General features: G+C 71.6%; 24 protein-coding genes and 2 tRNA genes. 11 read left to right on the top strand and 15 right to left on the bottom strand.

Annotated features, from left to right (window positions below; all coding sequences use genetic code 11):
- Positions 1–49: 49 nt before the first annotated feature.
- The 7 genes from ehuB (at position 50) to ACZ45Q_RS04410 (ending at position 5,090) form a co-directional block, all read left to right on the top strand.
- Complete coding sequence (gene ehuB / locus ACZ45Q_RS04440) at positions 50–973, top strand: ectoine/hydroxyectoine ABC transporter substrate-binding protein EhuB (protein WP_468254706.1); 924 nt, start codon at positions 50–52, stop codon at positions 971–973.
- Positions 970–1,680, top strand: coding sequence for an ectoine/hydroxyectoine ABC transporter permease subunit EhuC (gene ehuC / locus ACZ45Q_RS04435; protein WP_468254703.1), 711 nt, complete (start codon positions 970–972; stop codon positions 1,678–1,680). The genes ehuB and ehuC overlap by 4 nt, the downstream gene beginning before the upstream one ends.
- Positions 1,677–2,327, top strand: a complete 651-nt coding sequence (ehuD, locus tag ACZ45Q_RS04430) for an ectoine/hydroxyectoine ABC transporter permease subunit EhuD (RefSeq protein ID WP_468254700.1) — start codon at positions 1,677–1,679, stop codon at positions 2,325–2,327. The genes ehuC and ehuD overlap by 4 nt, the downstream gene beginning before the upstream one ends.
- A complete protein-coding gene (ehuA, locus tag ACZ45Q_RS04425; RefSeq protein ID WP_468254697.1) occupies positions 2,317–3,123 on the top strand; it encodes an ectoine/hydroxyectoine ABC transporter ATP-binding protein EhuA in 807 nt (268 codons plus the stop codon). The genes ehuD and ehuA overlap by 11 nt, the downstream gene beginning before the upstream one ends.
- 314 nt (positions 3,124–3,437) lie before the next feature.
- Positions 3,438–3,890: a hypothetical protein gene (locus tag ACZ45Q_RS04420; protein ID WP_468254694.1), complete on the top strand. Its 453-nt coding sequence runs from the start codon at positions 3,438–3,440 to the stop codon at positions 3,888–3,890.
- 226 nt (positions 3,891–4,116) lie between these two features.
- A complete protein-coding gene (locus tag ACZ45Q_RS04415) occupies positions 4,117–4,887 on the top strand; it encodes an IclR family transcriptional regulator (RefSeq protein WP_468254691.1) in 771 nt (256 codons plus the stop codon).
- Positions 4,888–5,016: 129 nt separating this feature from the next.
- Positions 5,017–5,090: transfer RNA gene (locus ACZ45Q_RS04410), tRNA-Lys, on the top strand.
- 49 nt (positions 5,091–5,139) lie between these two features.
- Here ACZ45Q_RS04410 and ACZ45Q_RS04405 read toward each other — a convergent pair.
- From ACZ45Q_RS04405 to ACZ45Q_RS04395, 3 genes are all read right to left on the bottom strand, one after another.
- Positions 5,140–5,745, bottom strand: coding sequence for a lytic polysaccharide monooxygenase auxiliary activity family 9 protein (locus ACZ45Q_RS04405; protein ID WP_468254688.1), 606 nt, complete (start codon positions 5,743–5,745; stop codon positions 5,140–5,142).
- 178 nt (positions 5,746–5,923) lie between these two features.
- Positions 5,924–7,051, bottom strand: a complete 1,128-nt coding sequence (locus ACZ45Q_RS04400) for an SPFH domain-containing protein (RefSeq protein WP_468254685.1) — start codon at positions 7,049–7,051, stop codon at positions 5,924–5,926.
- 185 nt (positions 7,052–7,236) lie between these two features.
- Positions 7,237–8,547, bottom strand: coding sequence for a peptidoglycan-binding protein (locus ACZ45Q_RS04395; RefSeq protein ID WP_468254682.1), 1,311 nt, complete (start codon positions 8,545–8,547; stop codon positions 7,237–7,239).
- Positions 8,548–8,742: 195 nt separating this feature from the next.
- On the opposite strand from ACZ45Q_RS04395, the gene ACZ45Q_RS04390 reads away from it, so the two are divergent.
- From ACZ45Q_RS04390 to ACZ45Q_RS04375, 4 genes are all read left to right on the top strand, one after another.
- Positions 8,743–8,816 (top strand) — tRNA-Lys (locus ACZ45Q_RS04390).
- A gap of 372 nt (positions 8,817–9,188) precedes the next feature.
- Positions 9,189–11,225 (top strand): glycosyltransferase family 2 protein, encoded by a 2,037-nt coding sequence (locus ACZ45Q_RS04385; protein WP_468254679.1) that lies wholly within the window; start codon positions 9,189–9,191, stop codon positions 11,223–11,225.
- The gene (gene glxA, locus ACZ45Q_RS04380; protein ID WP_468254676.1) at positions 11,222–13,159 is read left to right on the top strand and encodes a radical copper oxidase GlxA; all 1,938 of its coding nucleotides are present in this window, start codon (positions 11,222–11,224) and stop codon (positions 13,157–13,159) included. The genes ACZ45Q_RS04385 and glxA overlap by 4 nt, the downstream gene beginning before the upstream one ends.
- 169 nt (positions 13,160–13,328) lie before the next feature.
- Positions 13,329–14,036 carry a hypothetical protein gene (locus ACZ45Q_RS04375; protein ID WP_468254674.1) on the top strand — a complete coding sequence of 236 codons (708 nt, stop codon included), beginning with the start codon at positions 13,329–13,331 and terminating at the stop codon, positions 14,034–14,036.
- A 91-nt stretch (positions 14,037–14,127) separates the two neighbouring features.
- Here the strand turns inward: ACZ45Q_RS04375 and ACZ45Q_RS04370 are convergent, their stop codons facing one another.
- The 12 genes from ACZ45Q_RS04370 to ACZ45Q_RS04315 form a co-directional block, all read right to left on the bottom strand.
- On the bottom strand, positions 14,128–15,168 hold the full coding sequence (locus tag ACZ45Q_RS04370) for a glycoside hydrolase family 6 protein (protein ID WP_468254671.1): 1,041 nt from the start codon (positions 15,166–15,168) through the stop codon (positions 14,128–14,130).
- 90 nt (positions 15,169–15,258) lie between these two features.
- Entirely contained in the window at positions 15,259–15,924 is a 666-nt protein-coding gene (locus tag ACZ45Q_RS04365) for a class F sortase (RefSeq protein WP_468254669.1), read from the bottom strand.
- Between the two features lie 7 nt (positions 15,925–15,931).
- The gene (locus ACZ45Q_RS04360; protein ID WP_468254667.1) at positions 15,932–16,501 is read right to left on the bottom strand and encodes a hypothetical protein; all 570 of its coding nucleotides are present in this window, start codon (positions 16,499–16,501) and stop codon (positions 15,932–15,934) included.
- 132 nt (positions 16,502–16,633) lie between these two features.
- The gene (locus tag ACZ45Q_RS04355; protein ID WP_468254664.1) at positions 16,634–17,413 is read right to left on the bottom strand and encodes an HAD-IIA family hydrolase; all 780 of its coding nucleotides are present in this window, start codon (positions 17,411–17,413) and stop codon (positions 16,634–16,636) included.
- A gap of 154 nt (positions 17,414–17,567) precedes the next feature.
- Complete coding sequence (locus tag ACZ45Q_RS04350; protein WP_468254660.1) at positions 17,568–18,620, bottom strand: 2-aminoethylphosphonate ABC transporter substrate-binding protein; 1,053 nt, start codon at positions 18,618–18,620, stop codon at positions 17,568–17,570.
- A gap of 46 nt (positions 18,621–18,666) precedes the next feature.
- Positions 18,667–19,464, bottom strand: coding sequence for an ABC transporter permease (locus tag ACZ45Q_RS04345; RefSeq protein WP_468254657.1), 798 nt, complete (start codon positions 19,462–19,464; stop codon positions 18,667–18,669).
- The gene (locus tag ACZ45Q_RS04340; protein ID WP_468255326.1) at positions 19,451–20,317 is read right to left on the bottom strand and encodes a 2-aminoethylphosphonate ABC transporter permease subunit; all 867 of its coding nucleotides are present in this window, start codon (positions 20,315–20,317) and stop codon (positions 19,451–19,453) included. Before ACZ45Q_RS04340 ends, ACZ45Q_RS04345 begins: the two co-directional genes overlap by 14 nt.
- 4 nt (positions 20,318–20,321) lie before the next feature.
- The gene (locus ACZ45Q_RS04335; RefSeq protein ID WP_468254654.1) at positions 20,322–21,377 is read right to left on the bottom strand and encodes an ABC transporter ATP-binding protein; all 1,056 of its coding nucleotides are present in this window, start codon (positions 21,375–21,377) and stop codon (positions 20,322–20,324) included.
- Positions 21,377–22,081 carry a phosphonatase-like hydrolase gene (locus tag ACZ45Q_RS04330; RefSeq protein ID WP_468254651.1) on the bottom strand — a complete coding sequence of 235 codons (705 nt, stop codon included), beginning with the start codon at positions 22,079–22,081 and terminating at the stop codon, positions 21,377–21,379. Before ACZ45Q_RS04330 ends, ACZ45Q_RS04335 begins: the two co-directional genes overlap by 1 nt.
- 4 nt (positions 22,082–22,085) lie before the next feature.
- The gene (locus tag ACZ45Q_RS04325) at positions 22,086–23,231 is read right to left on the bottom strand and encodes a TIGR03364 family FAD-dependent oxidoreductase (RefSeq protein ID WP_468254649.1); all 1,146 of its coding nucleotides are present in this window, start codon (positions 23,229–23,231) and stop codon (positions 22,086–22,088) included.
- Between the two features lie 120 nt (positions 23,232–23,351).
- On the bottom strand, positions 23,352–24,107 hold the full coding sequence (locus tag ACZ45Q_RS04320) for a GntR family transcriptional regulator (RefSeq protein ID WP_468254646.1): 756 nt from the start codon (positions 24,105–24,107) through the stop codon (positions 23,352–23,354).
- 78 nt (positions 24,108–24,185) lie between these two features.
- A complete protein-coding gene (locus tag ACZ45Q_RS04315; protein WP_468254643.1) occupies positions 24,186–25,055 on the bottom strand; it encodes a hypothetical protein in 870 nt (289 codons plus the stop codon).
- Positions 25,056–25,252: the final 197 nt, after the last annotated feature.

Raw genomic sequence — 25,252 nt, 5'->3', positions numbered from 1 at the left:
TCCGAAAAAGACCGGCATAACTCGAAGGGCTTCGGGTAGCCGCGCGCCCATGGCCTCTCCACCTTTCAGAATTCCGCCATCAGACAGGCGTGACCGCATATCCGGACCCACCCGCCGGTCGCTGCTCGCGGGGGTCGCGGCGCTCGGCGCGCTGGGTGCCGCCGGATGCTCGCGTGTGGCCACCGCCTCGGACACGGAGGGGGGTGAGCTGCTGGACCGGCTCCGGGCCCAGGGCGTCGCCCGGCTCGGTATCGCCGGGGAGATCCCGTTCGGGTACATCGACAAGAACGGCGAGCTGACCGGCGAGGCGCCCGAGCTGGCCAAGGTGATCTTCAAGCGGCTCGGAGTGGACCGGGTGCAGCCGGTGCCGACGGAGTTCGGCTCCCTCATCCCGGGCCTGAACTCGCAGCAGTTCGACATCGTGGCGGCCGGGATGTACATCAACCCCGAGCGCTGCCAGCAGGTCATCTTCTCCGACCCCGACTACCAGATGCTCGACTCGTTCATCGTGCGCAAGGGCAACCCGCTCGGTCTGCACGACTACCAGGACGTCGTGGAGAAGAAGGCGAAGTTCGCGACCGGCACCGGCTACGCGGAGATCGCGTACGCCGTGGAGGCCGGTTACCGGCGGGACGACATCCTGATCGTGCCGGACCAGGTGGCCGGTCTCAACGCCGTCGAGACCGGACGCGCCGATGTCTTCGCCGGCACGGCGCTGACCACCCGCGAGGTGGTGAAGAAGTCCACCAAGGCCGAGGTCACCGAGCCGTTCAAGCCCATCGTCAACGGCGAGCCCCACGTCGACGGCGGCGCCTTCGCGTTCCGCCCGGACGAGACCAACCTCCGTGACGCCTTCAACGTCGAGCTGCACAAGATGAAGAAGAGCGGCGAACTGCTGCGCATCCTGCGGCCGTTCGGCTTCACGGAGGAAGAGATGACCGATCTGACCGCGAAGGAGCTCTGCGGCGGATGACATCCGGACTCTGGGAACTCGTCGTCAGGGGCATCTGGACGACCATCCAGCTGCTGGTCTTCAGCGCGCTGCTGGGCGCCGCGGTGTCGTTCGTCGTCGGTGTCGCCCGCACCCACCAGTCACGCGTGGTCAGGTTCCTCGCGGCCCTGTACACCACGGTGTTCCGCGGGACCTCCGCGCTGATCATGATCTTCTGGATCTACTTCGTGCTCCCGCTCAGCTTCGGCTGGCAGCTGGTGCCGATGTGGGCCGGAACGCTCGCGCTGGGGCTCACGTACGGGGCGTACGGCGCGGAGATCGTGCGCGGTGCGATCGCGGCCGTCGATCCCGCGCAGAAGGAGGGCGGTATCGCCCTGAGCTTCACCCCCTGGCAGCGGATGCGGCTGATCCTGCTGCCGCAGGCGGTGCCGGAGATGATCCCGCCGTTCTCGAACCTGCTCGTCGAACTGCTCAAGGGCACCGCGCTGGTGTCCCTCATGGGCATGGGCGACCTGGCGTTCAGCGGCAACCTGGTGCGTCTCGCGCTTCAGGAGAGCGCGGAGATCTACACGTACATCCTGCTGATCTACTTCGTCATCGCCTTCCTGCTCACCCGGCTCATGCGGGGCCTGGAGAAGAAGCTGAAGGCCGGTGTGGGCAAAGCACCTCGGGCGGGCTCCGGCGCCGTCAAGCAGCCCGAGGTCACCGGTGTGGGAGGTGTCTCGTGAACTGGGACTGGAGCGCGGTGGCCGACTTCATGCCGCACTTCTGGGACGGTCTGCTGGTCACCCTGCAGATCCTGGTCATCGGTTCGGTGATCTCCTTCGTCCTCGGTCTGGTGTGGGCGCTGCTGATGCGGGCGCCCTCGCGCTGGGTGACCTGGCCGGTCGGTGCGATCACCGAGTTCATCCGGAACACCCCGCTGCTGGTGCAGCTGTTCTTCCTGTTCTACGTGCTGCCCGAGTGGGGCGTGACCGCCTCCGCCCTGACCACCGGTGTGGTCGGCATCGGCCTGCACTACTCCACCTACACGATGCAGGTGTACCGGGCCGGTATCGAAGCCGTGCCGGTCGGTCAGTGGGAGGCGGCCACGGCGCTGAACCTCCCCGTGCGCCGGACCTGGGCCGCGGTGATCCTTCCGCAGGCGATCCGCCGTGTCGTGCCCGCGCTCGGCAACTACGTCATCGCCATGCTGAAGGACACCCCGATCCTGATGGCGATCACCGTGCTGGAGATGCTCGGCGAGGCGCAGCTCTTCGCCCGTGAGCACTTCCAGTTCACCGAGCCCCTGACGGTGATCGGCGTGGCCTTCATCGTCATCTCCTACCTGGCCTCCCTTGCCCTGCGAGCCCTGGAGCGACGCCTTGTCCACTGACACCCCTGAGACCGTGCCCGGCCCCGAGAAGAAGGGCGGGGCGGCCACCCCGAGAAGCACCGGCGAGCTGATCCGGTTCGATCAGGTCACCAAGCGGTTCGGGGACAACACCGTCCTCGACCACCTGGACTTCTCCGTGGACGCCGGCAAGCACGTCACCCTGATCGGCCCGTCCGGCTCCGGCAAGACCACGATCCTGCGGCTGCTGATGACGCTGCTCAAGCCCGACGAGGGCACGATCACGGTCGACGGCCAGAAGCTGTTCCCGGCCTCCGACAAGGAGGTCCGCGAGGTCCGCAAGAAGATCGGGATGGTCTTCCAGCAGTTCAACCTGTTCCCGAACATGACGGTGCTGCGGAACATCACCGAGGCACCGGTCACCGTGCTCGGCCTGTCCAAGGACGAGGCGGTGGAGCGGGCCAAGGGGCTGCTGGAGATGGTCGGCCTGAGCGACAAGGCCGACGCGCACCCGGCGCAGCTCTCCGGCGGCCAGCAGCAGCGGGTGGCGATCGCCCGGGCGCTGGCGATGCAGCCCCAGGTGCTGCTGCTGGACGAGGTGACGTCCGCGCTCGACCCGGAGCTGGTCGCGGGCGTGCTGGACGTGCTGCGGGACATCGCGCGCAGCACGGACATCACCATGCTCTGCGTGACCCACGAGATGAACTTCGCCCGGGACATCTCGGACCAGGTCCTGATGTTCGACTCCGGCCGGGTCATCGAGGCCGGCACGCCGGAGAAGATCTTCAGCGAGCCGGAGAACGACCGGACCCGGGAGTTCCTGAGCGCCGTGCTCTGACGGCGAGCGGCGACCGGAAGTCGCGACGCGGGCCGTCCGCCCCGCCCGGCGAGAGCCGTGGCGGAGCGGACGGCCCGGTGCGTTTCAGTGAACGGCGCAGGCGTGAACGGCGCCGGCGTGAACGGGGCCGGTTCGGGGCTCGTTTCCATCGCCTTGTGGCTGACAAAGGCCTTATAGCCGTACAAACAGGGCTATAGCGTCATGTCCATGCAATGACCAGGTGCCTCCGGGCGCGCGCCCCCGCCCGACCGGAGTACCCGCCGGCCGCGGACCAGTCCCCGCCGGCCCGTCACACCCCAGGAGTGAGACACGCAGTGAAATTCACCGCCCCCGTGTTCGTCACCACCGGCGCGTTCGCCCTCGTCGCCTTCCTCGGCGGCTCCGCCTCCGCCGCCACGCTCCACACCGAGCGGGCCTCCGCCACGAGCACCACGCCGACGCTCGACGCGAACTGCAACGAGGTCACCGGCTACGAGAACCCGCGCGCGACGGCCGGACTGGCCTGCTTCCGGCCCTACGGCGACAAGTTCTACGTCCGGGACACGCTGGCCGACGGCCACCACATCGAGGTGCGCGGCACGGTGAACCGGACCGGCGACAACTTCCGCTGCTACGAGCACGGCGGATCGGCGGCGGGCTGGCAGGTGTGCGACGGCTTCCACGACGAGATCCCGGAGAACTCCACGATCTACTGGGAGATCGGCCTGTGGGAGGGCGGCACGCTCCTCGGCACCGGAGGCGACCCGAAGTTCAGCTCCACCTCCTGAGGGAGACCCTCTCCTGACGTGGCCGCACCGCTACCGGCCGTGTCCGCCCCAACGCCCGAGGTCCGGGCGTCGGGGCGTCCCTTTGGCATATGCCGCTGGCCATCGCCCCAGTTGAGGGGGCAACCAATCTCGTCAACGGCCGCTCCCCTGGGGCCTCTTGGCGGCTATCGTGAGAGGGATTCGCCGACCGGACTACGGCCCTACGAGCGAGCGCAGGGAGACCACCGTGGCGCTTCAGCACAAGCCGACCGCTCCGCACCACTCCGCCCAGGACGCCCTGCGAGTCCTGGAGGCCGTGGCACGGCACAGCACCGGCGTCACCGAGGGCGGACTCGCCCGGCACACCGGCCTCGCCCCCGAGCGGCTGACCGGCCTGCTGCGGATGCTGCGCCGGGAGGGCTACGTCGAGCAGATCGGCGAGGGCGCGCACGAGGGGGCGTACGTCACGGGGGAGGCGCTCACCCGGCTGGGCTCGGCGCACGGCCGCGAGGAGGCGGTGCGCGACCAGCTCCAGCGCACCCTGGACCGGCTGCGCGACCGCGTCGGCGCGGCCGTCTACCTCAGCCGGTACGTCGACGGCGAGGTCAGGGTCACCCAGTACGCCGACAGCCCGGCCGCGCCCAAGGTCAACGAGTGGGTCGACTTCCGCTGCTCGGCGCACGCCACGGCGGTCGGCAAGAGCCTGCTCACCCAGCTCGACCACGCCGGGCGCCGGGACCACCTGGCCCGGCACAAGATGGCGCGGCTCACCTCGCGCACGATCACCAGCGACAAGGTGCTGCTCTCCCGGCTGGAGGCCCAGCCGCCCTCGGTGCCCGTCCTCGACCTCCAGGAGTACGCGGTCGGCACGGTCTGCGCCGCCGTCCCGATCACGGCCGGCGCCTCCGCCGGCTGCCTGGCGCTGTCGATGCCGGTCGAGCACGCCCACCGGCTGCGCCGCGCGGCCGACACGCTGAACCGCAACGCGGCGCGGGTGCTGCTGTCGCTGGCGATCTAGGCGGCGCGGGGCCGGTCCCGGGGCGTGGCCGCTCCTCCGGCCGTGGTCGGAAGCACCCCCGCGGACCAGGTACTATTTTCTTCGTCGCCCCCCGCGAGAGACGGACATCGCGCGGTCGGCGGGAGTCATGCGCCGCTAGCTCAGTTGGTTAGAGCAGCTGACTCTTAATCAGCGGGTCCGGGGTTCGAGTCCCTGGCGGCGCACAAACGAAGGGGCCCCTCGGGGAATGCGAGGGGCCCCTTCCTCTGAGCCTCAGAAGGTGACGTCCGAGCACGCGTAGAACGCGTTGCCCGTGTCATGCACGGTCCACACCGCGAGGATGACGTGGTGCCCGCTCAGCCCGGACGGCAGCCGGCCGCTGTGGGAGAGCGTGGACGGCGGGCGCTGCCCGTTGTACGGCACCGTCAGGAACGGTGTGAGGTTGAGGTCCGACCGGGACAGCCTGTGGTTCTGGTTCCAGCCCGGCTTGGTGATGTAGTACCGGAAGTCGGTCGTGGCGTGCATGGCGGTGAACTGCCAGCGGAAGGTGTAGTTCTGCCCGCCGGAGACCCGGGTCGTCGGCCAGGCCCCGCCCGAGGGGGTCTTCGGGCTGTCGAGCTGGGAGAACCGCGTGTTGTTCGCGGAGCAGAGCTGCCCGTCGGCCGGTCCGCCCGCCGGGAAGCCCTTGGGGCCTTCCACGCTCTGCGGCTCCCACTGGATCGAACCGCAGTTGCTGACGGAGCCGTTCTGGCAGAGCTTCTGCCGGCTGATGGGCAGGTCGGTGTAGCCGTGACCGCTGGCACCGCCCGAGGAGAGCACCAGGGCGCCGGTGGTCGCCAGTCCCACCGCCCCGGCGTACAACTTGGTCCTTGTGCGCATACTGCCGCTCCTGTGACGTGGGGAGATTCAGTGAGCCGTGCAGGTCTAGACCAAGTCTCAGACTATTGCCGTTAGTTGAACATGTCCATACCAATCGAAGAACCTGTCCGCCGGGCCCTGGCGACGGCCCGCCCGACGGCCCGCCCGACGGCCTCGGGGGGCCGCCCGGCCCCTCCCGTCAGGGGCAGGTCTCGCCGCGGCCCGCGCAGAAGGCCACCGTCAGGTCCTTCACCAGCGCCTTGCGCTCGTAGTCGTCGAGCGTGACCAGCCCGCGCGTGGTCAGCCGGGTCACCGTGTCCTCCACCGAGTCCACGACCGAGCTGAGCACGCTGGCCCGGTGCCGGGCGTCCAGCGCCGCGATCCGGCGGCGGTGCATCGCCGCGGCGACCTCCGGCGCGTACTCCACCCGGGCCGGCCGCACCGAGAACACCTCCAGACCGACCGCCGCCGCCTCCGCCGCCACCAGCCGGGTCAGCGTCTCGGCCGCCGCGTCCGCCGCGCCCCGCGACCCGCCGGGCATCTCCAGCGGCACCCGGGCCAGCGCCGCCTCCACGCACTCGCGCAGGTACGTCTCGTGGTCCTCGACGCCCAGCGTGGCCCGCGCCGTGTCCCGCACCCGCCACACCACCAGCGTCACGGCCCGCAGCGCGACCCCGCTGCCGTCGGCGGCGGGCATCGGCTCGCTGCGCCAGTGCCGCAGCCGTACGTCCACCCGGCGGCGCAGCACCAGCGGGTTGACCCACATCAGACCGGTGCGCCGCACGGTCCCCCGGTAGCGCCCGAACAGACCGAGCACCCAGGCCTGGCCGGTCCGGCCCCGGGCCAGCCCGCCGAAGCCGAACAGCCCCAGCGCCCCGGCGGCCGCGTACGCCGCCCACTGTGCCGGCCCCAGCCCGGCCCCCGCGTACGCCGGCAGTGCCTGGGCCGCGATCGGCGGCAGGACGCCCGCCCACCAGGTGGTGACCGCACAGCCGAAGGCGCCGCAGGACCCGGCGAGCACGCCGGCCGCGCCGGGCAGCACCCGGGCCGGGCGCTCGACCAGGTCCGGGTCGGCCTGTGGCACGGGCCGGGGCCGGGCCGCCACCGGGCGGCGCAGCCGGGGCTGCTCGCCCGTGCCCTGCCGGCGGCCGACGACCGCCGGCCGCAGCGGCACCGGCGCCGGGTCCGGGTCGTCGCGGAAGAGCAGGTGGACGGGGATCTCGGTGGTGGACTCGTTCTGGATCAGCCGGACGGGCCGGGCCGCGCCCTCCGCGGGTCCGCTCGGCTCGGGGGTGGACGGGGTGGTCGTCGAAGAGGTCGTACTCATGCGTGCTCCAGCCTCCGCGCCAGATGCGTCATGAACGGGGGGTCGGCGAGTGCAGGGGTCCGAGGGGATGGGTGCCGGGCGGCGGGACAGGAGAGGGAGTGCCCGGCGAGGTCAGCAGAAGGAGTGCCCGGCGAGGTCGGGGGAGGAAGTGCCGAGCGGGACAGGAGAAGAAGTGCCCGGCGAGGTCAGGAGAACAGCCGCCGCCAGGTCTCCGGACCCGGATAGCCGTCGGCCGCTCCCCCGCGCCAGCCCTGGGCGCGCTGGAAGGCCTCGACGTTCCGCCGGTCCGCCTCGCCCCAGCGCGGCCCCGGCCCGGTCGTGTAGTGCTTGCCGAACCCCTTCTTCACCAGCTGCCTGCCCAGCCGGGTGACGTACGGGTTGTCCGCGCCCGGCCGGAACATCGCGCGGCCGGGGTAGCCGGGCACCCCGTGCGAGGCGGGGACCGGGGCGGGTGCGCCGGCACCCGCGGGCGGGATGTCCCTGCCCTTGCCGGTGACCAGCAGCTCCCAGGTGGCCGGGCCGGGCAGCCCGTCGGCGTCGGTACCCCGCCAGCCCTGGGCCTCCTGGAACGCCCGGGTGGCCCGGCGGTCGGCCTCCGACCAGCGGGGACCGGGCCCGTCGGTGTAGAAGCGCCGGCCGCCGCGCTCGACGAGCATCCGCCCCAACCGGGTGACGTGGGCGTTGTCCGCCCCCGGGCCGAAGGAGGACGCCCCCGGGTAGCGCGTCGTGGACGCGGCCTCGGGGCCCGCGGTGTCCGGGGTGGCGGACACCACGCCCTTGTACCGGTAGGGCAGGTAGCGGGAGGAATTGCTCCAGTAGGCGTAGGGGGTGGACTGCTTGCGGGTGTGCGGGCGGGTCTGCTCGTAGGCGGTGTAGGCGGTCCTGGTGTGGTCCGTCCAGCCGCCGAAAATCACCACGTGGGAGCCGGCGTGCGGGTCGGAGGTGTTGTGGAACAGCAGAATGTCCCCGGGCTGGAGCTCCTCCTTGGAAATGCGGTCCGCATAGTTCCCGAGGCTGCCGGTCCATTCGTTTCCGGGCAGGTTCCAGGCCATGGAGACATAACCCGAGCAGTCCTGCCGGTAACCGTCGGACCAGTAGGCGGTCATGCTGTACGGGACTTTCGCGGCGACCCACTTCTTGGCCCGGTTGATGATCTCCGTCCGGGTGGTCTCGGGGACCCGGGCACCGGCCGGCGGGAGCGCGGGCCGGCCGGCGGGGCCGTACAGCGGGGTCCGGCCGCCCTGTGGGGTTCCACCCTCGTCACCTGCGGGGACGTCGGGCCGGTCGGGGGCGTGGGCGGCGGCCGGAAGGGCCGCCGCCGGGCTGGCGGCGAGCGCGGCGGAGGCCGCGGTCGCCACGATCAGGGTCCGGTGTGCTGCCGGATGGGCGAAGCTTCGGCCGGACGGGGAATGCGGCAGGACGCGCCGCCAGTGCCGGCAACCCGGGCAGTCGCAGTCGCCCTCCGGGTCGAATTCCTCGAATACCGGAGTCTCCATGCGATTCCCCTCACACTCCTGGTGAAAATGTCCGCGGCGGTACACGTCCGTCAGTTTCTCAACTGTCTTCCGAGTGCGCATGCTGACGGTCCGAATGATGTACGCGGGGCCGGGACGGGCCGCCGGCGCCGGGGCCCGCCCCGGCCGGTGGTCCGGAGCACCCTCCGGGGTCGGGTAGAGTTGTCGCGTCAGCAGGCGCCGCTAGCTCAGTTGGTTAGAGCAGCTGACTCTTAATCAGCGGGTCCGGGGTTCGAGTCCCTGGCGGCGCACCGACAGCGAAGGCCCTCCGCTCACGCGGGGGGCCTTCGTCGTGCGCTCCCCGCTCGCCACAATGAACGCGTTTGACCGGTAAGCACCGGGTTTCGCATCTTGCGATCATGACGAACGCCGTAGAACCCTGGTCCAGTTGGGGGCTGGGAGGGCCGGTCGCCGGCACCACGGGGGTGAGGGGGCCCGTTCGTGGCCGGACACCGGGGGCGGCATCATGCAACCGGGAAGGTGTCGTTCCATGTCTATAAGGTGTGTGGACGACGTGGTGACAGCAGCCCACCACTGATACGCCTGTGAAGGTCGAGGGGGACCGGAAACGGGCGCAGGAAAGCGACGTAACACGCGGCCGACCGCGTGTGGGGGGATGACTCATGGCGTCGACGCCGACGGGCGACCGACAGGACTTCGATCCGTCCCGGACCACCCAGCTCAGGGTGCCCGCGCACCGGAACAGCACGACCGGCACGTTCCGGCGGATCAGGAAGAGCCTGCCGCGCTACGACTACGAGCACTACAGCCGGCTGGCGGGTCCCCTCACCCAGCCCGCTCCGGACAAGCCGTACAAGGTCCAGTACCGCTCGCTGATATCCCAGGAGCCCCACCGCATCCGGATCACCCTGATGCTGGTCGCGGCCCCGGTGCTGTCGCTGGTGCTGCTGTTCTGGCTGCTCCAGCCCGCGCACTGGACCGAGCGCGACTACCCCGCCTTCGACTGGCTGCCCGCCCTCGACGTCGTGATGCTGGTCTCGATCGGCCTGATCGAGTTCTTCCGCTGCATGAACGTGGTGTCGAACGCGCATGCGACGCTGGTGGCCCGCGACCCGATCCCGGTGGTGCCCGAGACCGGCACCCGGGTGGCCTTCCTCACCTCCTTCGTGCCCGGCAAGGAGCCGCTGGAGATGGTGACGAAGACCCTGGAGGCGGCCGTCAAGATCCGCCACCGCGGTCTGCTGCACGTCTGGCTGCTCGACGAGGGCGACGACCCCGAGGTGAAGGAGGTGTGCGCGCGCCTGGGCGTGCACCACTTCTCCCGCAAGGGCGTGGCGAAGTGGAACCGGAAGAAGGGCCCGCACCGCGCCAAGACCAAGCACGGCAACTACAACGCCTGGCTGGAGGCGCACGGCGACGACTACGACTTCTTCGCCTCGGTCGACACCGACCACGTGCCGCTGCCCAACTACCTGGAGCGGATGCTCGGCTTCTTCCGCGACCCCGACGTCGGCTTCGTCATCGGCCCGCAGGTCTACGGCAACTACGACAACTTCGTCACCAAGGCCGCCGAGTCGCAGCAGTTCCTCTTCCACGCCCTGATCCAGCGGGCCGGCAACCGCTACGGCGCGCCGATGTTCGTCGGCACCTCCAACGCCGTGCGCATCAAGGCGATCAAGCAGATCGGTGGCCTGTACGACTCGATCACCGAGGACATGGCGACCGGCTTCGAGATGCACCGCGCCAAGAACCCGGCGACGGGCCGCAAGTGGCGCTCGGTCTACACCCCGGACGTGCTCGCGGTCGGCGAGGGCCCGAACGCCTGGACGGACTTCTTCACCCAGCAGATGCGCTGGTCGCGGGGGACGTACGAGACGATCCTCAAGCAGTACTGGAAGGGCTGGTACTCGCTGCCGCCGAGCAAGCTCTTCAACTACACCATGATGATCATCTTCTACCCGATGTCGGCCCTGAACTGGATCCTGGCGGCGCTGAGCTGCGCGCTGTTCCTGGGCCTGGGCGCCTCGGGTGTGAACATCGACCCGGCGGTCTGGCTGATGCTCTACGGCAACGCCTCCGCGCTCCAGATCGGCCTGTATGTCTGGAACCGCCGCCACAACGTCTCCCCGCACGAGCCCGAGGGCTCCGGCGGTGTGGCCGGCATGGTGATGTCCGCGCTGTCCGCGCCGCTGTACGCCAAGGCGCTGATCGACTCGGTGCTGCGCCGCAAGAGCAAGTTCGTGGTGACCCCCAAGGGCGACTCGGCCAGCCCGGACCGGTGGCTGGGGACCTTCCGCTACCACTGGTACTTCATCCTGATCTTCGGCGGGTCGATCGTCGCCGGTCTCGTCCTCGGCAACTCCCACCCCGCGATGATCATCTGGGCGTCGTTCGCCATGCTGATCACCGCGACGCCGATCTTCGCCTGGCGGCACGCGCTGCGTCAGGCGCGGAAGCAGCCCGCCGCTCCGGCCGCCGCCGAGGTGCGGGACGCGACGCCCGCCGCGGCGTACGAACCGCCGGTCATCCCTCAGCAGGCGACCGGACCCGGGGCGCACGCGCCGCAGCAGCGTCCCACCTGGGCCGCCTCCCAGGGAGGCGGCCAGGGACACGCGGGCAACGGGGGCAACGGGGGCAACGGGGGCAACGACCAGACCATGCAGATCGCCCTGGGCGGACTTGGGGGACGTAAGGAATGAAAGACCGTGCCGGCCGCCGCCGGGCCCGTCGCTTCGCGATAGGTACGGCGGTGGTAGTCGCGCTGGCCGGGATGAACGGGCCGTGGCTGTATCGCTTCGGCACCGAGAAATACCACCAGTACAAGATCAACAAGCCGGAGTACAAGGCCGAGAACGGCAAGTGGGAGATCATCGAGTTTCCCGAGAAGTACCGGCAGAACACCATCCACGCGGCGCTGCTGCACACCGGCAAGGTGCTGCTCGTCGCGGGCTCGGGGAACAACCAGGACAACTTCGACGCCAAGCAGTACGACACCCGGATCTGGGACCCGGTCAAGGGCACCATCAAGAAGGTCCCCACCCCGACCGACCTGTTCTGCACCGGCCACACCCAGCTGCCCAACGGCAATCTGCTGATCGCGGGCGGTACCAAGCGGTACGAGAAGCTCAAGGGTGACGTGAAGAAGGCCGGCGGCCTGATGATCGTCCACAACGAGAACCCGGACAAGCCGATCACCCTGCCCGCCGGCACGAAGTTCACCGGCAAGCAGAACGGCAAGACCTTCGTCTCCAAGGACCCGGTCCTCGTCCCGCGCGCGAAGAAGAACTTCGACAAGGCGACCGGCAAGTTCCTCGGCAACACCCCCGGCTACGGCCGCGTCTACGTCGAGGCGCAGAAGGAGGGCCGCAAGTACCAGACCGGCACCCAGGACAACTACCGCATCCAGGGCCTGACGGGCGAGGACGCCCGCAACACGTACGGCATCGCGGAGAAGCTGGCGCTGGACAAGAAGGACTTCCAGGGCATCCGGGACACCTTCGAGTTCGATCCGGTCGCCGAGAAGTACGTCAAGGTCGACCCGATGCACGAGGCCCGCTGGTACCCGACGCTGACCACGCTCAGCGACGGCAAGATCCTCAGCGTCTCCGGCCTGGACGACATCGGCCAGCTGGTCCCGGGCAAGAACGAGATCTACGACCCGAAGACCAAGGAGTGGACGTACACCGAGGAGGAGCGTCAGTTCCCGACGTATCCCGCGCTGTTCCTGATGCAGAACGGGAAGATCTTCTACTCGGGGTCCAACGCGGGCTACGGCCCCGACGACGTGGGCCGCGACCCGGGCATCTGGGACGTGGAGACCAACACGTTCACGAAGATCCCCGGCATGAGCCACCCCGACCGGCTGGAGACCTCCGGCACCGTGCTGCTCCCGCCCGCACAGGACGAGCGGTACCTGGTGATCGGCGGCGGCGGGGTCGGCGAGTCCAAGCTGTCCAGCGCCAAGACCCGGCTGGTCGACCTCAAGGACGACAACCCGCGCTTCGTGGACGGCCCGTCGCTGGAGAAGGGCACCCGCTACCCGCAGGCCTCGATCCTGCCCAACGACGACGTGCTGGTCTCCGGCGGCTCGGAGGACTACCGGGGCCGCAGCGACTCCAACATCCTCCAGGCGCGGATCTACGACACGGAGAAGAACGCGTTCAAGCGGGTCGCCGATCCGTTGGTCGGCCGCAACTACCACTCGGGGTCGATCCTGCTGCCCGACGGCCGCGTGATGTTCTTCGGCTCCGACTCGCTCTTCGCCGACAAGGCCAACACCAAGCCGGGCAAGTTCGAGCAGCGGATCGAGATCTACACGCCGCCCTACCTGTACGGCGAGGATCGGCCGGACCTGTCCGGCGGGCCGCAGACCATCGCGCGCGGTGAGTCGGGGACGTTCACCTCGAAGACGGCCTCCTCGATCGAGAAGGTGCGGCTGATCCGGCCCAGCGCCTCCACCCACGTCACCGACGTCGACCAGCGGTCCATCGCGTTGGACTTCACGACCTCCGGGGACCGGGTGAAGGTGACCGTGCCGGAGAACCGGAACCTGGTGCAGGCCGGGTGGTACATGCTGTTCGTGACGGACAAGAACGGGGTGCCCAGCAAGGCCCAGTGGGTGAAGGTCCCCTAGCCCCTCCCGGCCGCCGCGCCCCGGCAGCCCCTGTCACGGCGCTCCCGCCGTCCCGGATCCCGGGCGCGGGAGCGCCGCGCTTTCCCGCAGCGCCCGTCCCTGACGCACCGTCGGCGCCTGATGGGCCCCCGTTCGGGCCGGGTTTTGCCAGCGCTTTACAGTGAGTGGCATGCGCATATCCAAGATCGCCCCAGCTGTCGTGGCCGCGCTCCTGCTCACCGCGGGGTGCAGTTCCGGCGGGGACGGCGGCAACGGGGACAACGGGGACGACAACAGCCGGAGTTCGGCCGGGAGCGGCTCGCAGGAGCAGCGGCCGGAGAGCAAACCGCTCGCCGTCGACATCACGGGGGCCCAGCCCGACGTCGTCCAGGACTACGACGACCTCAAGACGCCGCAGCCCGAGCCCGACAGCGGCTCGGAGTTCACCGAGAAGGTCGAGCACCGGCTGCGCGAGGACCTGCTGCGGGCCGCGAAGGTGAACGGCGAGACCACCGCCGACTGCCCGGACGGCGTCACCCTCGAGGCGTCCGCGACCAGCACCTGCACGGCCACCTACGAGGGCGTCGAGATCCCCTTCACGGTGAAGATCGCCGACGACTACAAGGAGGGCGCCTTCCTGATCCGGTACGACGCCGAGCGGGGGAAGGACCTCCTCGTCGCCAAGCGCGTCCACCAGGAGTTCTGGGAGCGCCACAAGGACAGCGGCGGCTACGAGCAGAAGCTGACGTGCGACGAGATCCCGGCCGTCAAGGCCGTCGCGAAGGGCGCCGACACCGGTTACAGGTGCCAGGTGTGGCACGAAGCGGGCAACCGCACCACGAACTTCTCGGTGGTGATGGACACCTACGGCTACTCGTTCGACTCCGTCGACAGCTGACCGACCGGGCCGCTCCCACCCGTGCCGGGCCGTCGCCTCGCGCGACGGGCCGGCCGGGGACCGCCCCGGACCGCCAGACGGCCCGCGGGCCTCAGCGCGTCGAGGCCTCGGCCAGTTTCAGGGCGTAGTCCTGCCACCACTGGCCCGCCTTCGGGCCGCCCTTGCACTCGCCGTCCGACTCGCCGGGACGCTTGATCCACAGGTAGGCGTCGACCAGCGGGTCGGCGGTCTTCGTCGTCGGGGTCTCGCCGAGGGCGCGGCCCGGCGGGTTGCACCAGCGCTCGCCCGGGGCGCCCTCGGTGTAGGGGCCGTTGCCGTTGCGGCTGGTGTCGATGACGAAGTGCTTGCCGCCCACCTTGGCGGACAGCTCCTTGCCGTAGGCGATGGAGTCCTCGGTCGTGTAGAAGTTCGAGACGTTGACCGCGAAGCCGTCGGCCTGGTCGATGCCCGCCCACTTCAGCGGCTCGAAGATCTGGTCGGGGTGGCCCCAGCCGGCGTTGCCCGCGTCCAGGTAGACCTTGGTGTTCTTCAGCGACTTCAGCTTGGCGATGGCGCCCTTGAGGAGGTCGTAGCGCTCCTCGTGGTACTCCTCCGGGGTGCAGCCGTCGACCAGGTGCAGCACCGCGTCCGGCTCCAGGACGACCGTGGCGGAGCGGTCGCCGATGCCCTTGGCCACGGCGTCGACGAAGGCGCGGTACTCGTCGCCGTCGGCGGCGCCGCCCTGGGAGTACTGGCCGCAGTCGCGGTGCGGGATGTTGTAGAGGACGAGCAGCGCGGTGCGGCCGGCCTCGTCGGCGGCCTCGGTGAAACCGCGCGCCTGCTCCTGAGGGTTCTCCGGGCTGATCCACTCGGCGACCGGCTGCTGGGCGATCTCGCGGATCTGCTCGGCCTGCGCGTCCTTGCCCTCCTGCTTCAGCTCGGCCATGTGCCGGGCCGCGGTGCCCTCCGGGTTGACCCAGAACGGCGAGGCGTCCTTGGGCTGCTGGGTGATCCCGGCGCCCGCGCTCGTGCCCGGGTCCTTCTCCTCGCCGTCCCCGGAGGAGGAACAGCCGGCCAGCAGCAGTGCCACTCCCAGCACCGCCGCGGACGCCTTGGTCGCGGCAAACGTTCCGGCCCCCCTGCTGCCGTACATCCAACCCCCCTCTGATGCCTGTTCGGAGGCTCAATCCTGACATACGGCCCCGGCACCCACGAGGGCCCTGGGGCCGGGGGCGGGGAGCCGTCACAGGCCGGTTCCGGTGAGGTAGGCCGAGACCACCACGTTCGCCGTGTAGGCGTTGCTCGCCTCGTCGAAACCGCCGCCGCAGGTGATCAGCCGCAGTTCGGCGCGGCCGGTGCGGTGCGGCCCGTAGGCCTGGTGGGCGTCGAAGGAGTCGCGGGTGAGGACCTGGACGTCGTCGACGGTGAACTCGGCGACCCGGGCGTCCTCGCGGAGCACCCGGATCGTGGCGCCGGGCTCCAGGGTGCTGAGCTTGTAGAAGACGGCCGGCCGGGTCTCGGTGTCGACGTGGCCGACCATCAGGGCGGTGCCGGCCTCCCCCGGGGTCGCGCCCGCCGCGTACCAGCCGACCGAGCCGGCCCGGTCGAAGGGCGGTGCGGCCAGCGCGCCCTCGGCGTCCAGGCCGCGGGCCATCACCGGGGCCTGGACGCCGAGTTCGGGCACGTCCAGGCGCTGCGGCAGCGCGGCTCCGAGCGGCCGGTGGGCGGGCGGGAGGTCGATGTGCGGGGGTCGGCCGGCCGCCGCCATGTCGCCGGTGGCCGGCCCGGTTATGCCCTCGGGTACGTCGGTGGCCTCGCGGCCCCACAGCCACAGCCCGAGGAGCAGCACCACCCAGGCGATGCCGGTCACCAGGCGGCCACTGCCCGCGGGGCGTTCCTGTTCGGACATGGTCGGCTCAGTCCGTTCCGCGGCTCCGGCGGGCGCTGCGCAGCGCCACGGCCACCGCGGCGACGCCCGCCAGGACCAGGCCGGTCACCGCGTGGGCGGTGCCGGGGCCGTCCGCCCGGGCGTCGTCGTCCCGGCCCTCGCCGGCGGCCAGGTGCGCGGTGCCGCCGCCGCCCGCGTCGACCGGGGCGACGGGAGAGGCGTGGGCGGTGGGCCCGGCCGACGTGCCGGCCGAGGGCCGGGCGCGCTCGACGACGGTGAGGGTGCCGGTGCGTTCGGCGCCGCCGCAGCGGACCTTGACCGCATAGGCGCCCGCGGTGACCGTGGACTTCACGCGGCTGGAGCCGACGAGCGCGCCGTCGGTGCTGGCGAGGGAGAGCCGGGCGTCGGTGACGAACGCCGCGGAGACGGCGACGGCCGTCTTCTCGGTGCAGTCGGGCACCCGGAGCGTGACGTCGGTGCCGGGTGCGGGGCTGGCCGGGGTCACCGCGACCGCGCCGCCGTCCGCCGCGTACGCCGCTGGGCCGAACACCGCGGCGAGCGCGGCCCCGGCACAGAGAGTGACTTTCAGTGGGCCCATCGTGTACCTCCAGTTACCTGGAGGCTCCCCCGTGGGCCCGTCCCCCGCATCCGGCGCCGCGCCGCGGCTACGCCGACCGGGTGACGGGGGCCGGGCCGTAGCCCGGTGGGCACGGGCTCGGCGGCGCCGGGGTCAGACGCGGTCCACCAGGTCCGCGATCGAGTCGACGACCTGGGACGGGCGGTACGGGAAGCCCTCCACCTGGTCGGGACGGGTCACGCCGGTGAGGACCAGGAAGGTCTGCATGCCGGCTTCCATGCCGGCCAGCACGTCGGTGTCCATCCGGTCGCCGATCATGGCGCTGGTCTCGGAGTGGGCGCCGATGGTGTTCAGGCCGGTGCGCATCATCAGCGGGTTCGGCTTGCCGGCGAAGTACGGCTGCCTGCCCGTCGCCTTGGTGATCAGCGCGGCCACGGCGCCGGTCGCCGGGAGCGGGCCCTCGGTGGAGGGGCCGACCTCGTCGGGGTTGGTGCCGATGAAGCGGGCGCCGTCGTTGATCAGCCGTACCGCCTTGGTCATGGCCTCGAAGGAGTAGGTACGGGTCTCGCCGAGGACGACGTAGTCCGGGTCGTGGTCGGTGAGGACGTACCCGATGTCGTGCAGTGCCGTGGTCAGTCCGGCCTCGCCGATGACGTACGCCGAACCGCCCGGCCGCTGGTCGTCCAGGAACTGGGCGGTGGCCAGCGCGGAGGTCCAGATGGACTCGATCGGCACGTGCAGGCCCATGCGGTTCAGCCGGGCGTGCAGGTCGCGCGGCGTGTACATCGAGTTGTTGGTGAGGACCAGGAAGGGCTTGCCGGACTCGCGCAGCTTCTTCAGGAAGGCGTCGGCGCCGGGGATCGGGACGCCCTCGTGGATGAGCACGCCGTCCATGTCGGTGAGCCACGACTCGATGGGCTTGCGGTCTGCCATGTGCTTCGAACTCCTGGAAGTCGTGCGGGCAGGACTGGGGCGCCGGAACCACGGCGTACCGACGCCCCACAGCCTAATCAGGAGGTGCTGGTCCTGACCCCGTCGATCACCCAGTACCAGTTGTTGGACCCGGTGTACCGGGGCGGCGACGGGCTCAGCTGCCGGTGGCCGACTTCCAGGCGTCGACGTACTCCGTGAGGTTCTGCTCGATGTCGTTCCAGTCCGGCTCGAAGACCTCGACGCCCGTCATGATCTTGTCGAGTTCGACGGCGTTGGCGTCGGTGGCCTCGATGTCCTGGCGGGCCGCGAAGCCGCCGCCGATCTCGCTGACCTGGGTCTGTGCCGTGCGGCTGAGCAGGTGGTCGAGGAGCTTCTTGCCGTTCTCGGTGTGCGGGGCACCGGTGACCAGGCCGGCGGCGTAGGGCAGGGCGAAGGTGGTGGGCCTGCCGCCCTCGCGGGCCGGGAACCAGATGCCGAGGTTGGGCATGGACCTGGACTGGGCGAAGTTCATCTGCACGTCGCCGTTGGCGACCAGCAGTTCGCCCTTGTCGACCTTGGGGGCGAGCTTGCCGGTGGAGGCGGACGGGCCGACGTTGTTGGCCTGGAGCTTCTTCAGGTACTCCATGGCGGGCTTCTCGCCGCCGAAGTCGTGCATGGCCTTGATCAGGACGGCGGTGCCGTCGCCGGCGACGCCGGGCGTGGAGTACTGGAGCCGGTTCCGGTACCGGGGGTCGAGCAGGTCCTCCCAGGTGGTGGGGGGCTGCTTCAGCTCCTTGTCGTTGCGGATGAAACCGAAGTAGTTGTTGACGACGGCGGTCCAGGTGCCGTCGGCCGCCTTGTCCCCGGTGCCGACCTGGTCGGCGCCCTTCGGCGTGTACTTCGCCAGCAGGCCCTTGGTGCCGGCCTGCTGGATGAACGGCGGGAGGGTGACGAGCACGTCGGCCTGCGGGTTGCGCTTCTCGCGGGCGGCGCGCTGCACCATCTCGCCGGAGCCGCCCTCGACGTACTCGACCCTGATGCCGGTCTGCTTCTCGAAGTCCTCGAAGACGCGGTCGTACCAGCCGTCGCCCTTCTCGCCCTTGAGGCCGTCGGCGCTGTAGACGGTGACGACGTTCTCGTCGGAGGCGGCGGAGTCGCCGCCGCAGGCGGTCAGCGGGAGGGCGAGCAGGCAGACGGCGGTGAGCGGCAGGAGGCGCTGTGCGGGCATGGCGGGGGAACTCCTTGCGGGGAGGGGGTGGTGGTGTCAGCGGTTCTCAGCGGTAGGAGGCTCTGGTGCGGACCCGGGAGACGGCGAGCAGCACCAGCAGCGTGGCCGCCATCAGGACCACGGCGACCGCGGACCCGGTGAACAGCGCGCCGCGGTCGGTGGCGGCGTGGATCAGGACCGGCAGCGGGGTCCAGTCGGGCGGGTAGAGCATCATCGTGGCGCCCAGCTCGCCCATGGACAGGGCGAAGCACAGGCCGCCGGCGGCGGTGAGGGAGGGCAGCAGCAGCGGCAGCCGCACCCGCCACAGGACGCGGGCGGGCGAGGCCCCGAGGGACGCGGCGGCCTGTTCGTAGGCCGGGTCGAGGCGGGCGATCGCGGCGGCAACGGACTGGTACGCGAAGGCGGTGACCAGCACGGCGTGGGCGGCGATCACGATCCAGCGGGTGCCGTTGAGCAGCAGCGGCGGCTGGGAGAAGGCGACCAGGATCGCCAGGCCCACGACGACGGAGGGCACGGCGACGGGCAGCACGAACAGGGCGTCCATGACCTTGCGGCGCCGCCTGCCGAGCGCGGCGGCGGCGAGCGCGGCCCAGGTGCCGGCGGCCAGTGCGACGAGGCTCGCGGTGAGGGCGGTGACCAGGCTGGTGGTGAGCGCCTGGAGGGCCTCGCCGCGGGTGGCGGCCCGGTAGTGGGCGGTGGTGAGGCCGGAGGGCAGGACGCTGGACCAGTGGGTGGCGAAGGAGGCGCCGAGGACGACGAGGAGGGGCAGGGCGAACAGGGGGACGAAGAGCAGGAGGAAGAGCACCCACAGGGCCCACCTCGCCTTGCGGCTATGCACCAGCACGGCGGCTCACCACCCGGTAGAGGCCGTAGAGGCCGACGGAGATCAGGACGTTGACGACGGCGACGACACAGGCGCCCGGGTAGTCGGATTCCAGGATCGCCTTGCCGTAGACCAGCATCGGCAGCGTCGTGACGTCCTTGGCGCCGGTGAAGAGCACGATGCCGAACTCGTTGAGGCACAGGACGAGGACGAGGCTGCCGCCGGCCGCGAGGGCGGGCAGCGCCTCCGGCAGGATGATCTGCCGGACGATCCGCGGGGCGCGGGCCCCGAGCGAACTGGCCGCCTCCAGCTGGGCGGTGTCCAGCTGGGAGAACGCGGCGAGCAGCGGGCGCATCACGAACGGCGTGAAGTACGTGATCTCGGCGAGCAGCACGCCCCAGGGCGTGGTGAGGAACCGGAAGGGTCCCTCGGCGGATCCGGTGAGGTCCGTCCACAGTCCGTTGGCCATGCCGACCGTGCCGTAGACGAACAGCAGGGCCAGCGTGATCAGGAAGGACGGGAAGGACAGGAAGACGTCGATGAACCGCGACACCGCCCGCGCCCCCGGGAAGGGGACGAACGCGATGATCAGCGCGAGGACGAACCCGAGGACGAGACATCCGGCGGTCGATGCGACGGCCAGCCACACGGTCGTCCACAGGGCCTCCCGGAAGGCGGGGGAGGCGAAGACGTCGGCGTAGGGCTGGACGGACGTCCCTCCGCCGTCCGGCTGGAGGGACTGCTGGACGACGAGGGCGAGGGGGTAGAGGAAGACGAGAGCGAGCAGCAGCACGGGGGGAAGGGCCCACACGAGCGCCCCGAAGGGGCGCGGGGTGCTGCGCGACCGGCCACGGTACGCCCGCGGACGTTCCACGACCTCAGCCACGGCCCACCCCCGCGGGCAGCAGCACCGCGTCGTCCGCCGCGAAGTGCAGCGTCACCGTCTCGCCGAGCACCGGCGGGTCCCGCAGCTCGCGCAGGTCGGCCATGACCCGGTGGCCGTCGACGTCGACGTACAGCCGGTGCGTGGCCCCGCGCCACTGGATCTCCGCCACCGTGCCGGTGAGCCGGTTGGGCCCGTCGCCGAGCCCGACCAGGTGCGGGCGTACGCACAGGGTCGCCGTCGCGCCCGGCGCGACCCCCTCCGTGTCGACCTTGATCTCCGCGTCCCCCAAGGACGCTCCCCCGGCCCCCACGGTCACCGGCAGGAGATTGGCGCCGCCCACGAAGGACGCCGTGAACTCGTCCGCGGGCGCCCGGTACAGCTCCCTCGGTGTCCCGCACGCGCGCAGCCGCGCCCGGTCCATGACGGCGATCCGGTCGGCGAGGGTGAGCGCCTCGACCTGATCGTGGGTGACGTACAGGATCGACACGTCCGGCAGTTCGCGGTGGAGCCGGGCCAGTTCCGCGAGCATCCCGGAGCGCAGCTGGGCGTCCAGCGCGGACAGCGGCTCGTCGAGCAGCAGCACGTCCGGCCGGATGGCGAGCGCGCGGGCGATGGCGACGCGCTGCTGCTGGCCGCCGGACAGCTCGCGCGGGTGGCGCCGGGCGTAGGCGGCCATGCCGGTCATCTCCAGCGCCTCGGCGACCCGGTCCCTGATCTCGGCCCTGGGCGTCCTGCGGGCCCGCAGCCCGAAGGCCACGTTGTCCTCGACGCGCAGGTGCGGGAAGAGCGCGTACTGCTGGACGACCATGCCGATGCCCCGCCGGTGCGGCGGCAGGCCGGTGACGTCGCGGTCGCCGAGGAAGACCCGTCCCGAGACGGGCCGGACGAACCCGGCGACCGCCCGCAGCGCGGTGGTCTTGCCGGACCCGGACGGCCCGAGCAGCGCCATGACCTCGCCGCGTGCGACGGTGAGGTCGAGGGCGTCGAGGACGACGTTGCCGTCGTAGGCCACGGTGACCGCATCGAAGCGGATGCCGGTGGCGGCCATCAGCCGGCTCCCCGCAGGAGGGCGGGCAGGCCGGCGACCGAGTCCAGGACGTGGGTGGCGCCCGCCTCGCGGAAGGCGTCCTCGCCGTGCGCCCCGGTGCGCACGCCGGCGACCAGGCCGGCTCCGGCGCGCACCCCGCTGAGCACGTCGTAGGAGGTGTCGCCGACGACGGCGACCTGGCGTACGTCGTCGGCGGCCCCCGTCCGCAGGAAGGCCTCCAGCACCAGGTCCGGGTACGGCCGTCCGCGTCCGCCGGCGTCGGCGGGGCACAGGGTGAGCGGCACCAGGCCGTGCCAGCCCAGCGCGTCGAGGATCGCGTCCTGGGTGGCGCGGGCGAAGCCGGTGGTCAGGACGACGGTGCGGCCACCGGCGAGGAGTTCCTCGATCGCCTCGCGGGCACCGGGGACGGGGGCGGTCAGGCCGCCGTCGACCAGTTCGCCGTAGGCCTTCTCGAAGGCGGTGTTGGCCCGCCGGGCGCGGTCCTCGTCGCCGAACAGGTGCCGGAAGACGGAGATCTTGGACTCGCCCATGGTGGCGCGGACGTGGGCCAGCTTCCTCGCGTGGTCGTCGGTGCCGGGTTCGACGCCCAGTTCGCGGGCGGCGGTGTCGAAGGCGCGCTCGACGAGGCCGCCGTCGGCGACGGTGGTGCCGGCCATGTCGAGGACGACGAGGCGGATGTCCGTGTTCGGGTCGGTCGTGGTCATGGGTTCACCAGCCAAGTTGGTTCGCGGTGGTCTCGGCGATCGCGGGCGAGCAGGTCATGCCGCGCCCGCCGGGCCCGGTGACCAGCCAGACGCCGTCGCGGACCCGCTGCCGGTGCACGACCCGGCCGGGGTCGGTGCACTGGGCGTACACCCCGGCCCAGCGGCGCCGGACCTTCGGCAGCGGGCGGCCGAGCAGGGACTCGACGACGCCGGTGAGGTGGTCGTAGGGGTCCTCGACGGTGTCGAAGGCGAAGGGGTGGTCGTACTCGTGGGTGTCGCCGATGGTCAGTCCGCCGTCGGCGCGCTGCACCATGAGCAGCTGCATCCGGTGCTCGGCGGCCGTCGGCGCCTGCGGCTGCCGGGCGTTCAGCTCCTGGAGGGCGGGTGAGCGGTACGCCGGGTAGTAGCGGAAGCTGTCGGCGTCGGCGACCGAGGTGGTCAGCGGCTCGCCGAGCGGGTCGGTCTGCATCATCTGGAGCCGGACCCGGCGCACCGGCAGCTCGGGGCCGGCCAGTTCGCGGACCAGGCCGCCGAGCCAGGCGCCGGTGCACAGCAGGACCACGTCGCCGGTGTGCACGTCCCCGTGGTCGTCGCGGACGGCGCTCTCGCCGACCACGTCACGGACCTCGCGCCCGGGCAGGAACGTGTAGCGGGGGGAGGTGAGCAGCTCGGCGCGGAGGGCGAGCTGCGCGGTGCGCGGCTCGACGGCCGCGTCCCGCTCGCAGTACAGGGCGGCGTCGAACGCGCCCCGCAGGGCGGGGTTGAGGGCGCGGGCCTCACCGGGGGTGAGCAGCTTGTGGCCGCGGGCCGCGGCGTCCGGCCGGGCCACGGCGGCCTCGGCCACGGCGATCTCCAGCTCCCCGCGGAGCGGGGTGAGGGAGCCGTTGGGGCGGAAGCCGAGGGCAGGGACCCGGGCGCCGATCTCCTCCCACAGCTCCCGGGCGCGCAGCGCGGTCTCCAGCTCCGCACCACCCGCCCGGCCACTCACCCAGATCTGGCCGAAATTGCGCAGTGAGGCGCCGCGGGCCTCGGTCTCGCGCTCGATCTGTACGACCTGATGGCCGCGCTTCACTGCCTGCCAGGCGTGCATGGTGCCCACCACGCCGCCTCCGACGACTGTCACTCTCACGTTGCTCACGCTCCTGGGCATCGGGGAACCGGAGGAATCCGGCCGACGACGAGAGCGTGAACTGGTCATCACGTTTGGGCTAGACCCGTTATCTTTTCGTGATGAGACTGGGGTGCCCGTCGGGGGTCGCGAGGGCGTTTTTCAGCCGCCGAGGCGGGTCGTGAAGGAGAACCGGTCTCCCCGGTACAGCGTCCGCACCCGCTCCAGGGGGCGGCCGTCGGCGTCCCGGGAGACGCGGTGGATCAGCAGCATCGGCAGGGCCGGCGGGGTGCCGATGAGCAGGGCCTCGCGCGGAGTGGCCAGCACGGTCTCGATGCGCTCGTCGGCGCTGCCGAAGACGATGCCCCTGCCCTCGAGGTAGGCGTAGAAGGAGGAGTCCGGGTCGAAGTCGGCGTCCAGGTCGGGGACCCGGGCCACGGCGACGTAGGTGCTCTCCAGGCCGACCCGCTCGTCGTCGGCGAGCAGCACGCGCTCCAGGTGCCAGACGGGCTCACCGCGGCCGAGGCCGGTCTCGGCGGCGAGCGCGTCGGGGCAGGGGAAGCGGTCGAGGCCCACGAGGGTACGGCCCGGGGTGCGGCCCTGGCGGCGCACGCCCTCGGTGTAGCTGGCGAGGGACAGCGGCTGCTCCAGCTTCGGTCCCGCGACGACCGTGCCGCGGCCCCGCCGGCGCAGCTTGCCCTCCAGCACCAGCTCGCGCAGCGCCTGCCGGACCGTCTCGCGGGCGACGTCGTACCGCTCGGAGAGGTCGCGCTCGGTGGGGATGGCCGCGCCCTCCCCCAGTTCGCCGACGAGCCGGTCGATGCGCGCCTTCACGGCGTAGTACTTGGGCACGCGGCCGTGTTCCGGGATGCCGGAGCGGACGGGGGCGCCGGGGGCCTGGTCGTTCGGGTAGTCCACGCAGGGATCGTCGCAGACGGGGGCGGCGGGCGGGTCGGCGGTGCCCGCGCCGCCCCGGAGACGGGGGAGGTGGACGGATCAGCGGTGCCCGCGCCGGCCCAGCAGTACGGCGCCGGCGCCCGCGGCGACCAGCAGGCCGGCGACCGCGAGGGCGGCGACCGTGCGGCTCTGCCCGGTGCCGGCGAGTTCCTCGGCCGGCGTCGGGTCGCCGGTGGGGGCGGGGGAGGCGGTGGCGTCCTGGCCGGTGCCCCGGTCCGCGTCCGTCCCACCGCCGCCCTCGGGGCGCGTCGTCCCGGCGTCCGGGTCACCCCCGGTGTCGCCGCCGGTGCCGGCGTCCGCGCCGGTGCCCGGCCCGTCGGCGGCGACGCGGAAGCGGTAGTCGTTGGACTGGCCGATCCACTCGCCGTCGCCGGCCCGGCGCTGGACCACGGCGGCGTTGGCGGTGACCTCGTTGGGCACGGCGTCCGAGGTGAGGGCGAGCCGCACGGTCACGGTGAGGGTCCGTCCGGGGCCGACGGTGAAGCCGGGGAACGCGTCGTCCTCGCCGGTGAAGACACCGACCAGTTCGTCCGCGTCGGTCGCCTCGAAACGGACGGCGTGCGGGCGGCCGTCGGCGTAGAACTCCAGCCGGGGCTGGTCCGGTTCCAGGGCGCGCTCCTCGTCGACCAGGACGACGACGGGGTGGATGCCGGCGCAGGTCCGGTCGGTGGTGTTGGTCAGGTCCAGCCGCCAGGTGCCGTAGCCGCCGCCCGGTTCGTAGTGGGCGGGGCCGCCGTGGACGCGGGTGGTCAGGGGGAAGGTGTGGTCGTCGGGGGCGGTGCACGCGGGCAGCGGCGCGGGCGGGTCGGCGTGCGGCTGCGCCACGGCCGGCACGGCCGCGGACGCGGACCCGGCCAGGAGGGCGGCTGCGGCCAGCAGACGGGGCAACGAGGGCGTAGACGGTCGCATGAACACATGAGCGTGCCGGTCGGGGACCGCCGGGCACACCGCCATTCGTGCCATGGGGCCCGCGCGGGGGGCGTTTGCGTCCGGCCGGCGGTACCCGGTGTGCGGCAGCGCATGGTTTGCGCCAGGCGGCGCGAAAGTGGCGTGATCGGGCGTTGCCGGTTCCGTTTCACGGCCCGCAGCCTTGGGGGCGTACGGAG

Source organism: Streptomyces sp. NPDC031049, assembly GCF_055571015.1.
The sequence above is the reverse complement of the archived record's forward strand: the minus strand, read 5'-3'. Positions and strand labels throughout refer to the sequence as shown.